The sequence below is a fragment of the Dechloromonas sp. H13 genome (assembly GCF_009469615.1).
In the GTDB taxonomy this organism is placed as follows: domain Bacteria; phylum Pseudomonadota; class Gammaproteobacteria; order Burkholderiales; family Rhodocyclaceae; genus Azonexus.
Window position 1 is genome coordinate 467,030 of sequence record NZ_SSXX01000002.1, and the last position, 12,971, is coordinate 480,000.

Annotated in this window: 15 protein-coding genes and 1 rRNA gene (1 of these 16 cut by a window edge); all 16 read left to right on the plus strand. The window is 63.8% G+C overall.

Annotated elements, in window-relative coordinates; all coding sequences use genetic code 11:
• The first annotated feature begins 4 nt into the window (after positions 1 to 4).
• A complete protein-coding gene (locus tag GH660_RS06845) occupies positions 5 to 277 on the plus strand; it encodes an RnfH family protein (RefSeq protein ID WP_153145901.1) in 273 nt (90 codons plus the stop codon).
• Positions 278 to 302: 25 nt separating this feature from the next.
• The gene (locus GH660_RS06850; protein ID WP_228276392.1) at positions 303 to 1,628 is read left to right on the plus strand and encodes a citrate transporter; all 1,326 of its coding nucleotides are present in this window, start codon (positions 303 to 305) and stop codon (positions 1,626 to 1,628) included.
• Between the two features lie 187 nt (positions 1,629 to 1,815).
• On the plus strand, positions 1,816 to 2,940 hold the full coding sequence (locus tag GH660_RS18145; RefSeq protein ID WP_194266245.1) for a helix-hairpin-helix domain-containing protein: 1,125 nt from the start codon (positions 1,816 to 1,818) through the stop codon (positions 2,938 to 2,940).
• 130 nt (positions 2,941 to 3,070) lie between these two features.
• Positions 3,071 to 4,471 (plus strand): nitrogenase iron-molybdenum cofactor biosynthesis protein NifE, encoded by a 1,401-nt coding sequence (gene nifE / locus GH660_RS06860; protein ID WP_153145902.1) that lies wholly within the window; start codon positions 3,071 to 3,073, stop codon positions 4,469 to 4,471.
• Positions 4,472 to 4,481: 10 nt separating this feature from the next.
• Entirely contained in the window at positions 4,482 to 5,879 is a 1,398-nt protein-coding gene (gene nifN / locus GH660_RS06865) for a nitrogenase iron-molybdenum cofactor biosynthesis protein NifN (RefSeq protein ID WP_153145903.1), read from the plus strand.
• Positions 5,842 to 6,321, plus strand: coding sequence for a NifB/NifX family molybdenum-iron cluster-binding protein (locus GH660_RS06870; protein ID WP_153145904.1), 480 nt, complete (start codon positions 5,842 to 5,844; stop codon positions 6,319 to 6,321). Before nifN ends, GH660_RS06870 begins: the two co-directional genes overlap by 38 nt.
• Positions 6,318 to 6,773 carry a SoxR reducing system RseC family protein gene (locus GH660_RS06875; protein WP_153145905.1) on the plus strand — a complete coding sequence of 152 codons (456 nt, stop codon included), beginning with the start codon at positions 6,318 to 6,320 and terminating at the stop codon, positions 6,771 to 6,773. Before GH660_RS06870 ends, GH660_RS06875 begins: the two co-directional genes overlap by 4 nt.
• A gap of 4 nt (positions 6,774 to 6,777) precedes the next feature.
• On the plus strand, positions 6,778 to 7,242 hold the full coding sequence (locus GH660_RS06880; RefSeq protein ID WP_153145906.1) for a NifX-associated nitrogen fixation protein: 465 nt from the start codon (positions 6,778 to 6,780) through the stop codon (positions 7,240 to 7,242).
• Between the two features lie 12 nt (positions 7,243 to 7,254).
• Complete coding sequence (locus GH660_RS06885; RefSeq protein ID WP_153145907.1) at positions 7,255 to 7,473, plus strand: CCE_0567 family metalloprotein; 219 nt, start codon at positions 7,255 to 7,257, stop codon at positions 7,471 to 7,473.
• A complete protein-coding gene (fdxB, locus tag GH660_RS06890) occupies positions 7,470 to 7,739 on the plus strand; it encodes a ferredoxin III, nif-specific (protein ID WP_153145908.1) in 270 nt (89 codons plus the stop codon). The genes GH660_RS06885 and fdxB overlap by 4 nt, the downstream gene beginning before the upstream one ends.
• A 3-nt stretch (positions 7,740 to 7,742) precedes the next feature.
• Entirely contained in the window at positions 7,743 to 8,099 is a 357-nt protein-coding gene (locus tag GH660_RS06895) for a hypothetical protein (protein ID WP_153145909.1), read from the plus strand.
• A 3-nt stretch (positions 8,100 to 8,102) separates the two neighbouring features.
• Positions 8,103 to 8,519, plus strand: a complete 417-nt coding sequence (locus tag GH660_RS06900) for a hypothetical protein (protein ID WP_153145910.1) — start codon at positions 8,103 to 8,105, stop codon at positions 8,517 to 8,519.
• 121 nt (positions 8,520 to 8,640) lie between these two features.
• Positions 8,641 to 8,964: an iron-sulfur cluster assembly accessory protein gene (locus GH660_RS06905; RefSeq protein WP_153145911.1), complete on the plus strand. Its 324-nt coding sequence runs from the start codon at positions 8,641 to 8,643 to the stop codon at positions 8,962 to 8,964.
• Positions 8,965 to 8,976: 12 nt separating this feature from the next.
• Positions 8,977 to 9,873, plus strand: coding sequence for a Fe-S cluster assembly protein NifU (gene nifU, locus GH660_RS06910; protein ID WP_153145912.1), 897 nt, complete (start codon positions 8,977 to 8,979; stop codon positions 9,871 to 9,873).
• Between the two features lie 43 nt (positions 9,874 to 9,916).
• A complete protein-coding gene (gene nifS, locus GH660_RS06915; RefSeq protein ID WP_153145913.1) occupies positions 9,917 to 11,125 on the plus strand; it encodes a cysteine desulfurase NifS in 1,209 nt (402 codons plus the stop codon).
• 416 nt (positions 11,126 to 11,541) lie between these two features.
• Positions 11,542 to 12,971 (plus strand): 16S ribosomal RNA (locus GH660_RS06920); it runs 106 nt beyond the window's last position.

A 12,971-nucleotide genomic window follows, 5' to 3' on the forward strand; every position in this document is an offset into this window, starting at 1 on the left:
GAAGATGCAGATTGGCGTTGCCTATTCCGAACCCGGCCAGCAGATCTGGCTGAATATCGAGGTGCCGGACGAGTCGACCGTAACCGACGCGATCGAACGTTCGGGCATCCTCAAGCAGTTCCCGCACATCGACCTGGCGACCCAGAAGGTCGGTGTCTTCGGGCGCCTGGTCAAGCTCGACGCCGCCCTGAAGGCGGGCGATCGCATCGAGATCTACCGCGCTATCATTGCCGACCCGGCGACCGTGCCCCGCAAGGACATGGCCGACGAAGATTAGTTTCCAAACCTTCCGAAAGTCCCGCATGTTTCGCTCGTTGCCCCTGCTCGTCCTCTGTTTCTCGATCTTCCCCGCAACCGCCCACGCCGCCGGCAACCTGCCGACGCTGGCCGGCATCCCGGTGGATTTCATCCTGTTCGCGCTGACCCTGCTCGGCGTCGCGCTGTTCCACAATGCGACGCTCTACGTGGCGCTGACCGGGCTGGCGACGATCAGCCTGTACAAGATCCTCTTCACCGGCTTCAAGACCGGCGCCGGGGTGGCCGGCTTCGTCGGCCATCTCGGGCATGAATGGGTGACGCTGACCAACCTGTTCTGCCTGCTCACCGGCTTCGCGCTGCTCGCCCGCCATTTCGAGAAGAGCCACGTACCGGTGATCCTGCCGAAGTTCCTGCCGGATGACTGGAAGGGCGGCTTCGTGCTGCTGGTCATGGTCTTCGTGATCTCCGGCTTCCTCGACAACATCGCCGCGGCGCTGATCGGCGGGGCGATGGCGCACCAGCTGTTCAAGGCGAAGGTCCACATCGGCTACCTGGCGGCGATCGTCGCGGCATCCAACGCCGGCGGTTCCGGCTCGGTGGTCGGCGACACGACGACGACCATGATGTGGATCGACGGCGTCAGCCCGCTCACCGTGCTCGACGCCTACGTCGCGGCCGGCGTCGCGCTGCTCATCGTCGGCTACTTCGCCGCCCGCCAGCAGCATGCCTACTCGCCGATCATCAGACACTCCCATGCCCACACCCACGTCGACTGGGGGCGCATCTTCATCGTCGGCCTGATGCTGGTTTTCGCCGTGGCGACCAATGTCACGATCAATCTGCGCGTTCCGGAACTGGCCGAGCATTTTCCCTTCATCGGCGTCGCCGTCTGGGCCGCCATCATCCTGACCATCCCGGTCCGTCGCCACGACTGGGAAGTGCTGCCGGAAACCGTCAAGGGCTCGATCTTCCTCCTCTCGTTGGTGCTTTGCGCCTCGATGATGCCGGTCGAGGAGCTACCGGCCGCCTCCTGGCAGTCGGCGCTGACGCTCGGCTTCATTTCCGCGCTCTTCGACAACATCCCGCTGACCGCGCTGGCCCTGCGCCAGGGCGGCTACGACTGGGGCGTCCTGGCCTATGCCGTCGGCTTCGGCGGGTCGATGCTGTGGTTCGGCTCGTCGGCCGGCGTCGCCCTCTCCAACATGTATCCGGAAGCCAAGTCGGCGGTGAACTGGGTGCGCCAGGGCTGGCATGTGATGCTCGCCTACGTCGTCGGCTTCGCCGTGCTGCTCGCCGTTCTCGGCTGGCATCCGGAAGCCCCGCACAAGGCGGCACCGCCGGCCGTCCCGCTCGAAGCGCCAGGTCACTGATCCTTGTCGGCCGGCAAGGATCAGGAGGGGCTCTGCGGAGCCCCTTTTTTCATGTCGTGTTTGCGACAAAAAACGAGCATTTCCTGCACCATGTCGGTGCCCTGAAAATTTAATGTAACTGCATGAAAAAGAACAATATTTAGCACCTATAATGCGCGCCCTTTCAAAGCAAGAACAGGTTGCGTTCATGACCCCGATTTCCTCCCCCGACACCGCCACCCGCCTCGGCGAAACGCATGGCTACCGCTTCGACGGCGATTTCGTCCACCTCAACGCCGAGATCGATTTTTCCGACGCCGAACTGACGGCGGCGCAATCCTGGGCGCTGCAGCTGTGGGCCAGCGACCGCGGATTTGCCGGCGCCGAGCCGGCCGGCGTCAAGGTCGCCGAATTGCCGATCCAGCCGCTGCCCGGCCGTTTTTGGGCCAGCGGCTACTGCAGCGCCATGCCGCCGGCCGGCCCGGCCAGCCAGTCGCTCGCCCTGGCGCTGGTCGCCCGCGCCGCCGACGGCCGGCCGCAGGTCCGCGATCTGGCGGTCTATCCGGCCGGTGAAAGCTTCCTGCAGCCGCGCCTGGTCGGCGAGGTCGACTGCAAGGTGGCCGATGGCGCCGTCGAACTGGCGATCGAGACCATCGCCAATCCGCGCGCGGCCGACAACCTGAGCGGCACGCTTGTCCTCGAAGTCTGGGCGCTGGATGCGCCTTATGCCGGTGGCAGCTGGTCGGGCAGCCCGGTGGCCAGCCTCGTCCTCGGCGTGCTGGGCGGTAGCGGCGAGTGGTCCGCCAACCGGTTCACCCTGTCCGGCGCCATGCCGGCGGCGGGTGCCGCGCTGACCGTGATGCTGCGCGAATGGACGCCGGCCGGCTACGTGACGCGCGATTACCGCAATTTCGCCGCCGCACCGGCCACGGTTGAAAAGGCCGTCGTGGCGAAGCCGGCGACCGCAGCCAAACCGGCGGTCACGGGCACGGCTGCTGCTGCCGCGACGCTCGTTAAAGCGAAACCCGCTGCCGCGGCGAGGCCGGCAGTTGCGGCAAAGCCCGCCGAGATCGCCAAGGCGCCGGCTGCCAGGACCGAAAAGCCTGCCGCGCAGCCGGCCGGCAAGGTGGGCGCCGCCAAGCCGGCAAGCGGCAAGGCGGTTTCGGTCAACACCGCCAGCGAGGCCGAATTGAGTGCCGTCAAGGGATTGCCGCCCGCCGTCGCCCGCGCCATCGTCGCTGCCCGGCCGTATGCCACCCTCGACGAAGTGTGCAAGGCCAAGGGCATGGGGCCCAAGCTGCTGGCCAGGCTGCGCGACCAGCTCGCCCTGTAAGGCGATTTGTCGCGCCGGCCGGGGATTGTCGCATTCGTGACAATCCCCGTGCCTTGAAAACCTTTGTAAAACAATGAATTGAAGGTGGCACCCGTCTTGCTAAATGCTGTCCGGACCTCTGGAGAACAGCATGAAAGCCAGCGAAATCCAGGCCCTGCTCGACGAGCCGGCCTGTAGCCACAACAAGAAGGAAAAGTCGGGTTGCGCCAAGCCCAAACCGGGCGCGACCGCCGGCGGCTGTTCCTTCGACGGCGCACAGATCGCGCTGCTGCCGATCGCCGACGTCGCCCACATCGTGCACGGGCCGATCGCCTGCGCCGGTTCGTCGTGGGACAACCGCGGCACGCGTTCCTCGGGCGCCACGCTCTACCGCATCGGCATGACCACCGACCTGTCGGAGACCGACGTCGTCATGGGCCGCGGCGAGAAGCGGCTGTTCCATGCCATCAAGCAGGCGGTCGACAGCTATTCGCCGCAGGCGGTCTTCGTCTATAACACCTGCGTCACCGCGCTGATCGGCGACGATGTCGACGCCGTCTGCAAGGCGGCCAGCGAGCGCGCCGGCATTCCGGTCGTGCCGGTCGATGCCGCCGGCTTCTATGGCACCAAGAACCTCGGCAACCGGCTGGCCGGCGAGGCGATGTTCAAGCACGTCATCGGCACCCGCGAGCCGGTGCCCGCCGCGCCGCGCGCCGACGGGCTGCCGACCTACGACGTCAACCTGATCGGCGAATACAACATCGCCGGCGAGTTCTGGCATGTCGCGCCGCTGTTCGACGAACTCGGCCTGCGCATCCTGTGCACCCTGTCGGGCGACTCGCGCTTCCACGAGGTGCAGACCATGCACCGCGCCCGGGTGAACATGGTGGTGTGCGCCAAGGCGCTGCTCAACGTGGCGCGCAAGATGGAAGACAACTTCGGCATCCCGTTCTTCGAGGGCAGCTTCTACGGCGTCCAGGACATGTCCAACGCGCTGCGCGATTTCGCCCGGATGCTCGGCGATCCCGACCTGACGGCGCGTACCGAGGCGGTGATCGCCCGCGAGGAAGCGAAGTCGAAGGCCACCCTCGAACCGTGGCGCGAGCGCCTGACCGGCAAGCGCGTGCTGCTCTACACCGGCGGCGTCAAGTCGTGGTCCATCGTCTCGGCGCTGCAGGATCTCGGCATGAAGGTCGTCGCCACCGGCACCAAGAAGTCCACGGAAGAGGACAAGGCGCGCATCCGCGAACTGATGGGCGAGGACACCAAGATGATCGACGACGGCAGTCCGAAGGCGCTGCTGTCCACCTACCACGAGTACAAGGCCGACATCCTGATCGCCGGCGGCCGCAACCTCTACACGGCGCTCAAGGCGCGGATTCCCTTCCTCGACATCAACCAGGAACGCGAGTTCGGCTACGCCGGCTACACCGGCATGGTCGAACTGGCGCGGCAATTGGCGCTGTCGATGGAAAGCCCGGTCTGGCAGGCGGTGCGCAAGCCGGCGCCGTGGGCCCGGCAGAGCGGTCCCGGCACCGTGCTGGCGGCCTGAGGAGCGCGACATGGCAGAAATCGTCCATTCCAAGAAGGCGCTGGCGGTCAATCCGCTCAAGGTCAGCCAGCCGGTCGGCGCCTCGCTGGCCTTCCTCGGCCTCGCCCGCAGCCTGCCGCTGATGCACGGCTCGCAGGGGTGCACCGCCTTCGGCAAGGTCTTCTTCGTGCGCCACTTCCGCGAGCCGATTCCGCTGCAGACGACGGCGATGGATCAGGTATCGACCATCATGGGCGCTGACGAGAACATCGTCGAGGCGCTGCGCGTGCTGTCCGACAAGAGCAAGCCGGACATCATCGGGCTGGTCACCACCGGCCTCTCGGAAACCCAGGGCACCGACATCCGGCGGGCATTGCGCGACTTCCGCACCGCGCACCCGGAGTTCGCCCACGTCGCCGTGGTCCCGGTGAATACGCCGGATTACGTCGGCTGCCTGGAAAGCGGCTACGCACTGGCCATCGAATCGCTGATCGAAACGCTGGTGCCGGAAGGCCAGAGCGCCGGCAAGCGGCCGAAGCAGGTCAATGTGCTGGCTTCGGCGATGCTGACGCCGGGTGACATCGAGGCGATCAGGGAGTGGATCGAGGCCTTCGGCTTGCGCGCCATCGTCGTGCCGGACATCGGCGATTCGCTCGACGGCCACCTGGTCGAGGCGGAAACATCGTCGCTGACCCTCGGCGGTACGCCGCGTTCGGAAATCGGCATCATGGGCGAGTCGACCGCAACCCTCGTGGTCGGGCCGTCGCTGAACAAGGCGGCCGACATCCTGAAGAAACGTACCGGGGTGCCCGATTACCGCTTCGCCGGCCTGCTCGGCCTCGACGATTGCGACGAATTCACGCAGGCGCTGGCGGAGATTTCCGGCAAGCCGGTGCCGGAAAGGCTGGAGCGCCAGCGCGCCCAGTTGCAGGATGCGATGGTCGACTGCCACTTCATGATCGGCTTTGCCCGCGTCGCGCTGGCCGCCGACCCCGACCTGCTCGGCATGCAGGTGCGCTTCCTGACCGGCATGGGCGCCGAGATCGTCGCCGCCGTCAGCCCGCACAAGCACGACAGCCTGGCCGGCCTGCCGATTGGAAAGGTCATCATCGGCGACCTCGAAGACATGGAAAAGCAGGCCAGGGAGGGCGCCGCGCAATTCATCATGGCCAACTCCCATGCCGCCGAAACGGCGAGCCGCTTGGGCCTGCCGCTGCTGCGCGCCGGCTTTCCGCAATACGACCACGTGGGCGGCTATGCCCGCACCTGGGTGGGCTACCGCGGCACGCGGCAGGCCCTGTTCGATCTCGCCAATCTCATGCTGGGACAACACCATGAACTCGAACCCTATCGATCAATCTACTGGGCCGATTCCCGCCCCGGTGAGCGCCATGTCCTCTCGACGTCTGCAGCTGGTCTGGTCCATTAAGCAGGAGCCGGAAGCCGTGCTCAAGGTCGCCTTCGCCTCCACCGACCGGACCCGGGTCAACCAGCACTTCGGCGCCGCCGAGGGCTTCGTGGTCTACGAAGTGACGCCGGACAAGGCGACCCTGGTCGGCGTCGCCGAGTTCGCCGAGGAGGCGATGGACGGCAACGAGGACAAGCTGGGCGCCAAGGTCGATTTCCTCGCCGGCTGCGCCGCGGTGTACGTGATGGCGATCGGCGCCTCGGCGATCAAGAAGCTGATGGCCAAGGGCATCCAGCCGATCCGCGTCGACGAGGTCGATGCGGTCGACGATCTCCTGGGCGAGATTTCCCGGGCCATGAGCGCCGGCGGCGTCACCTGGATCGACCGCGCCATCGCCGCCCAGACCAGGGCCGGCGATGCCGACCGCTTCGCCAGCATGGAAGAAGAGGGGTGGGAGGGATGAGCGCCAAAATGATCGAACACCGCGGCATCGTCCAGCGCGTCGAGGGCGGCAAGGCCATCGTCGCCATGGAGACGGCGGGCTGCTCGTCCTGCGGGCAGGGCAGCAGCTGCGGCATCGGCAAGATGGCCGGCGGCCGGCCGGCGACCCTGCTCACCCTGCCGGTCGGCGGCGACGTCAAGGCCGGCGACCTCGTGCTGATCGGCCTGCCCGAGAGCAAGCTGACGCTGTCGGCGCTGCTCGGCTACCTGTTTCCGGCCTTCGCCATGCTGTTCGGCGCCTGGCTCGGCTCGCTGCTCGAAGGTTCCGATGGCGCCACGGCGCTCGGGGCCATCGCCGGCTTCCTGGTCGCGCTGGCCATCGCCCGCCTCGTCATCGGGCTGGCGCCCGGCCTGCTGCCGGCGCCGCAGCTGATTCCGCTTTCCAACCATTCCAACGCATTCCCCAAGGAGTAAGACCATGAGCGAAGCCATACTCGAACGCGACCCCATCCTCGACACCGATTTCATCAAGGAGATGGCCCGCCAGATGCGCGCCCTCGACACCTACGGCACCTACCAGGGCTGGAGCGTCGAGAAGATCCTCGATCCCTACGTGCTGACCAAGGAGCGCAAGGCCGAGATTCCGCTCGTCGGTGATCCGGACGACGTCACCATCGCCCGCGTCAAGGCCTTCTACAACGCCATCGCCGTGCTTATCGAGAAGGAGTGCAAGCTGCTCGCCGTGCCGCTGGTGCATCTGACGCACGAAGGCTTCGGCCGCGCCCTGATCACCGTCGGCAAGCTGGTCGCCGTCGACCGCACCCTGCGCGACGTGCATCGCTTCGGTTTCGCCAGCCTGTCCAAGATGAAGGACGAGGCCGACAAGATCCTCGGCGTCGCCCTCGAGCGCATCGGCCAGTATCCGGCCGTCGCCGGCCTGTAAGCGGAGGCAGTGATGAGCGATGAAGAAATCGCCGCCCTCGACAAGGAAGTGAAGAAGCTGAAGCGCATCGCTTCCGAGTGGGCCTCGCAGATGCACGACCTCGTGGAGGATCGCCTGCCGGCGGCCTACCAGGAGATTCCCGGCATCGCCCAATCCACCTTCGAGGCCTGCCAGGCCTGGGCCGATGCCAACGCCCGCCTGGCCGCCGCCCAGAAAGGACAACCCGCATGATTACCGGACTCACCCGCGGCGGCGTCGAATGGACGCCGCAATTCGCCACTCATCTCGACCAGTCCAAGTGCATCGGCTGCGGCCGCTGCTACAAGGTCTGTCCGCGCAACGTGCTCGACCTGGTCGAGCGCGAACTCGATGACGACGATGACGATGACGACGACAACATGATGGTGATGTCGCTCGCCAATCCCATGGACTGCATCGGCTGCGGCTCCTGCGGGCGTGTCTGTCCGAAGGACTGCTACACCTACGCGCCGGCCTGAGGCATGCCGCGGCTTTCCGAAGTTTCCGCCATGGCCGCGCAGGGCGAGGCGGTGTGCAGCGCCCTGCGCGGCCAGGTGGAAAAACTTGGGTTATCGATCGGCGACGAGCCGGTCTGGGCCGCTGCGACATTCGAGGAAACGACCGATCCGTTCTCGCAGGAGGTCAGCGTCGTCGCCTACTGGCGTGGCGGCCAGCGCTTCGGCAAGGCGACCTTCTTTCCCGACGGCCGCGTCTTCGCCGAATACCAGGTACTGCTGCCACATCCGGCCAACGGGGACAGCTATGTGGATTCGGTGCAAATCTGGGGTCGACCGCAGCAACTGCGCGGCGAGGCCGTGATCGCCGACTACCTGAAGTAGGCGATGAGCGTTCTGCCCCGCCTCATCCTGATGCACAAACACAGGACCAGCGGGCGCGTCCGCTTTCTCTGCTTCAGCGCCGGCGTCATCGCCTTCAGCCCCCTGCCGGCCCTCGCGGCGCTGCGCGACGAGGACTATTCGCCGACCCTTCGTTTTCATCCGACTGCCGTCGTGCGCGAGGCGGAAATCCACCTCGGCCTGCCCGAAGGCGCCATCGAGCCGGTGGCCGAGTTCAGCGCCTGGGTCGATACGCCGGCCGGCGACGTGCCGGTGCTGCTTGCCGCCTTTGCCGACATCGATCCACCCTTCGCGGCGGCCGAGCGGACCCGTAGCCGCTTCATCGCGATCACCGAATCGCGTCTCCTGAGCGAAGTCGAGCGCAACCTGCTGCGGCGCGCCTACGAACACGTCCTCGGTTGATTGTCGCAAATGCGACAACGCCGGTTCGGCGAACAATTCAATGAATTCAATTGGTTGTAGTGGTTTTGCGGGATGGCACAGGGCTTGCAATGAACAGCCCATCTACTCTGGGAGAATCGCCATGATCAATCTGACCCCCGCTGCCATCAAGGCTGTCCAACGCTTTATCCGCGGTTCCGAAACGCCGGTCATCGGCCTGCGCCTGGTGATTTCGGGCGGTGGCTGCTCCGGCCTCCAGTACGGCATGAAACTCGAAGCCGAGAAGGCCGACGACGACTGGGAACTCGAGGTCGAAGGCGTCAAGCTGCTGGTCGATCCGATGACCTTCCCGATGATCGACAACGTCAATATTGATTTCGTCGACACCCTCACCCATACCGGTTTCAAGTTCGACAACCCGAACGCCAGCTCGCAGTGCTCCTGCGGTTCCTCTTTCTCGGTCTAAGGAGCGCTCGCCATGTGGGAATACTCTGACAAGGTCCGCGAACATTTCTTCAATCCGCGCAACTCCGGTCCGCTGGAAGAAGCCAACGGCATCGGCGATGTCGGTTCCATCCAGTGCGGCGACGCGCTGCGCCTGATGCTGAAGGTCGAACCGGAAACCGAGATCATCCAGGACGCGCATTTCCAGACCTTCGGCTGCGGTTCGGCGATCGCTTCCTCGTCGGCGCTGACCGAGATCATCAAGGGCATGACGCTGGACGATGCCCTGAAGGTTTCCAACCAGGACATCGCCGACTATCTCGACGGCCTGCCGCCGGAAAAGATGCACTGCTCGGTGATGGGCCGCGAAGCCCTGCAGGCCGCCATCGCCAACTACCGCGGCGAGGAATGGTCTGACGACCACGAGGAGGGCGCCCTGATCTGCAAGTGCTTCGCCATCGACGCCGTCATGATCGAGGACGTGGTCAAGGCCAATGACCTGAATACCGTAGAGGAAGTGACCTTCTACACCAAGGCCGGTGGCGGCTGCGCGGCCTGCCATGAAGGCATCGAGGAAATCCTCGCCAAGATCAAGGCCGAACGCGCCGGCCCCGGCGAAGTGTCGCCGCCGCCGGCCTGCCCGGCGACGCCGGAAGCGCCCAAGCCGCCGAGCAAGAAGCTGTCGATCGTCGAGAAGATCAAGAAGATCGAGGAAGTGCTGGAATCGGTCCGTCCGATGCTGCAGCGCGACCACGGCGATGTCGAGCTGGCCGACGTCCAGGGCAAGAAGATCTACGTGCACCTGAAGGGCGCCTGCTCCGGCTGCATGATGGAAGCGGCCACCCTGGGCGGCATCCAGCAGAAGATGATCGAAACGCTCGGCGAACTGGTGCAGGTGCTGCCGTCGTCGCACATGCCGGTCGAAGCCTGAGCACTACACACAAACTCCAACAGAAATTGCAAAGGACAGCGCCATGGAACCGATCTATCTGGACAACAACGCCACCACGCGCTGCGATCCCGCCGTGGTCGAAGCCATGCTTCCCTTCTTCACCGAGCATTTCGGCAACGCCTCGTCGATCCACGCCTTCGGCAGCGAAGTCGGCAAGGCGCTGAAGAAGGCCCGCGGCCAGGTGCAAGCGCTGCTCGGCGCCGAGCACGACTCGGAAATCATCTTCACCTCCTGCGGCACAGAGTCCGATTCGACGGCCATCCTCTCCGCGCTCAAGGCGCAGCCGGACCGCAATACGGTGATCACCACCGTCGTCGAGCATCCGGCCATCCTGACGCTGTGCGAATGGCTGGAAAAGGAAGGCTACATCGTCCACAAGCTGAAGGTGGACAAGAAGGGCCGCATCGACATGGACGAATACAAGTCCCTGTTGAACGACCGCGTCGCCATCGTCTCGGCGATGTGGGCCAACAACGAGACCGGCACCATCTTCCCGGTCGAGGAAATGGCTGCGCTGGCGTCCGAAAAGGGCATCATGTTCCACACCGACGCGGTGCAGGCGGTCGGCAAGATTCCCATCGATCTCAAGAACACCAGGATCGACATGCTTTCGCTTTCCGGCCACAAACTGCACGCGCCCAAGGGCATCGGCGTCCTCTACCTGCGCCGCGGCTGCCGCTTCCGCCCGCTGCTGCGCGGCGGCCACCAGGAACGGGGGCGGCGGGCCGGCACCGAGAACTCGGCATCCATCGTCGGCCTCGGCGTTGCCTGCGAACTGGCCATGCAGCACATGGAAGAGGAGAACACCACGGTCCGGCGTCTGCGCGACAAGCTGGAAAAAGGCATCCTCAGCCAGATCACCCATTGCTTCCCGACCGGCGACACTGGCAACCGCTTGCCCAACACCAGCAACATTGCCTTCGAATATATAGAAGGCGAAGCCATCCTGTTGCTGTTGAACAAGATGGGCATCGCCGGCAGCTCGGGCTCGGCCTGTACCTCGGGGTCGCTCGAACCTTCGCATGTGATGCGCGCGATGGGCATTCCCTATACGGCCGCTCACGGCACCATCCGCTTCTCGCTGTCCCGCTATAACACCGAAGCGGAAGTGGACCGGGTGATCGCGGCAGTGCCGCCCATCGTCGCCCAGTTGCGCAAGCTTTCTCCCTATTGGAGCGAGAAGGGGCCGGTCGCCAATCCCGAAGCCGCCTTCGCCCCGACTTACGCCTGACGGCAATCCGTCTCTCTCTGTAGCAACCTCGGTTGGACCCCGGAAGAAATTCCGGGGTCATTTTTTGTCGAAAATCCGATAAGTCTGTTGACGTCTTTTTTGATGTGTATATAATGCGCACCTCTCTGCGGTGCCGGGGTTTTTGGCGGGTGCGGCGGAGAGGGGGGCGGAAAAAATGTTGTACGAAGTGCTTGACGAGATGTAGAGAGTGCTTCATAATTTCGCTTCTCTGCTGCTGACGAATCAAACGAAACGGCGCGGCAAACGATCTTTAAAAACTTGAACAACCGATAGGTGTGGGTGCCTTGATGTGAAGCGACTTCGGTCGCAACAAAGTATTAAGGCAATCACACGGATGGAGAGATCCATCGAGGTAGAGAAATCTACCGTCAGTGAATTGCGAGTTAAGTTGGATTGAACTGAAGAGTTTGATCCTGGCTCAGATTGAACGCTGGCGGCATGCCTTACACATGCAAGTCGAACGGCAGCGGACCTTCGGGTGCCGGCGAGTGGCGAACGGGTGAGTAATGTATCGGAACGTACCTTTCAGTGGGGGATAACGTAGCGAAAGTTGCGCTAATACCGCATATTCTGTGCGCAGGAAAGCAGGGGATCGCAAGACCTTGCGCTGATTGAGCGGCCGATATCAGATTAGCTAGTTGGTGGGGTAAAGGCCTACCAAGGCGACGATCTGTAGCGGGTCTGAGAGGATGATCCGCCACACTGGAACTGAGACACGGTCCAGACTCCTACGGGAGGCAGCAGTGGGGAATTTTGGACAATGGGGGCAACCCTGATCCAGCCATGCCGCGTGAGTGAAGAAGGCCTTCGGGTTGTAAAGCTCTTTCGGCCGGGAAGAAATCGCATGGGCTAATACCCTGTGCGGATGACGGTACCGGCATAAGAAGCACCGGCTAACTACGTGCCAGCAGCCGCGGTAATACGTAGGGTGCGAGCGTTAATCGGAATTACTGGGCGTAAAGCGTGCGCAGGCGGTTTTGTAAGACAGGCGTGAAATCCCCGGGCTCAACCTGGGAACTGCGCTTGTGACTGCAAGGCTAGAGTACGGCAGAGGGGGGTGGAATTCCACGTGTAGCAGTGAAATGCGTAGAGATGTGGAGGAACACCAATGGCGAAGGCAGCCCCCTGGGTCGATACTGACGCTCATGCACGAAAGCGTGGGTAGCAAACAGGATTAGATACCCTGGTAGTCCACGCCCTAAACGATGTCAACTAGGTGTTGGGTGGGTAAAACCATTTAGTACCGTAGCTAACGCGTGAAGTTGACCGCCTGGGGAGTACGGCCGCAAGGTTAAAACTCAAAGGAATTGACGGGGACCCGCACAAGCGGTGGATGATGTGGATTAATTCGATGCAACGCGAAAAACCTTACCTACCCTTGACATGTCTGGAATCCCGAAGAGATTTGGGAGTGCCCGAAAGGGAGCCGGAACACAGGTGCTGCATGGCTGTCGTCAGCTCGTGTCGTGAGATGTTGGGTTAAGTCCCGCAACGAGCGCAACCCTTGTCGTTAATTGCCATCATTTAGTTGGGCACTTTAACGAGACTGCCGGTGACAAACCGGAGGAAGGTGGGGATGACGTCAAGTCCTCATGGCCCTTATGGGTAGGGCTTCACACGTCATACAATGGTCGGTACAGAGGGTTGCCAAGCCGCGAGGTGGAGCCAATCCCAGAAAGCCGATCGTAGTCCGGATTGCAGGCTGCAACTCGCCTGCATGAAGTCGGAATCGCTAGTAATCGCGGATCAGCATGTCGCGGTGAATACGTTCCCGGGTCTTGTACACACCGCCCGTCACACCATGGGAGCGGGTTCCGCCAGAAGT

Excerpts from the sequence above, each read along its gene's own strand:
- GH660_RS06845 (WP_153145901.1), top strand. The coding sequence starts at position 5 with ATGCAGATTGGCGTTGCCTATTCCGAACCCGGCCAGCAGATCTGGCTG.
- GH660_RS06850 (WP_228276392.1), top strand. The coding sequence starts at position 303 with ATGTTTCGCTCGTTGCCCCTGCTCGTCCTCTGTTTCTCGATCTTCCCC.
- GH660_RS18145 (WP_194266245.1), top strand. The coding sequence starts at position 1,816 with ATGACCCCGATTTCCTCCCCCGACACCGCCACCCGCCTCGGCGAAACG.
- nifE (WP_153145902.1), top strand. The coding sequence starts at position 3,071 with ATGAAAGCCAGCGAAATCCAGGCCCTGCTCGACGAGCCGGCCTGTAGC.
- nifN (WP_153145903.1), top strand. The coding sequence starts at position 4,482 with ATGGCAGAAATCGTCCATTCCAAGAAGGCGCTGGCGGTCAATCCGCTC.
- GH660_RS06870 (WP_153145904.1), top strand. The coding sequence starts at position 5,842 with ATGTCCTCTCGACGTCTGCAGCTGGTCTGGTCCATTAAGCAGGAGCCG.
- GH660_RS06875 (WP_153145905.1), top strand. The coding sequence starts at position 6,318 with ATGAGCGCCAAAATGATCGAACACCGCGGCATCGTCCAGCGCGTCGAG.
- GH660_RS06880 (WP_153145906.1), top strand. The coding sequence starts at position 6,778 with ATGAGCGAAGCCATACTCGAACGCGACCCCATCCTCGACACCGATTTC.
- GH660_RS06885 (WP_153145907.1), top strand. The coding sequence starts at position 7,255 with ATGAGCGATGAAGAAATCGCCGCCCTCGACAAGGAAGTGAAGAAGCTG.
- fdxB (WP_153145908.1), top strand. The coding sequence starts at position 7,470 with ATGATTACCGGACTCACCCGCGGCGGCGTCGAATGGACGCCGCAATTC.
- GH660_RS06895 (WP_153145909.1), top strand. The coding sequence starts at position 7,743 with ATGCCGCGGCTTTCCGAAGTTTCCGCCATGGCCGCGCAGGGCGAGGCG.
- GH660_RS06900 (WP_153145910.1), top strand. The coding sequence starts at position 8,103 with ATGAGCGTTCTGCCCCGCCTCATCCTGATGCACAAACACAGGACCAGC.
- GH660_RS06905 (WP_153145911.1), top strand. The coding sequence starts at position 8,641 with ATGATCAATCTGACCCCCGCTGCCATCAAGGCTGTCCAACGCTTTATC.
- nifU (WP_153145912.1), top strand. The coding sequence starts at position 8,977 with ATGTGGGAATACTCTGACAAGGTCCGCGAACATTTCTTCAATCCGCGC.
- nifS (WP_153145913.1), top strand. The coding sequence starts at position 9,917 with ATGGAACCGATCTATCTGGACAACAACGCCACCACGCGCTGCGATCCC.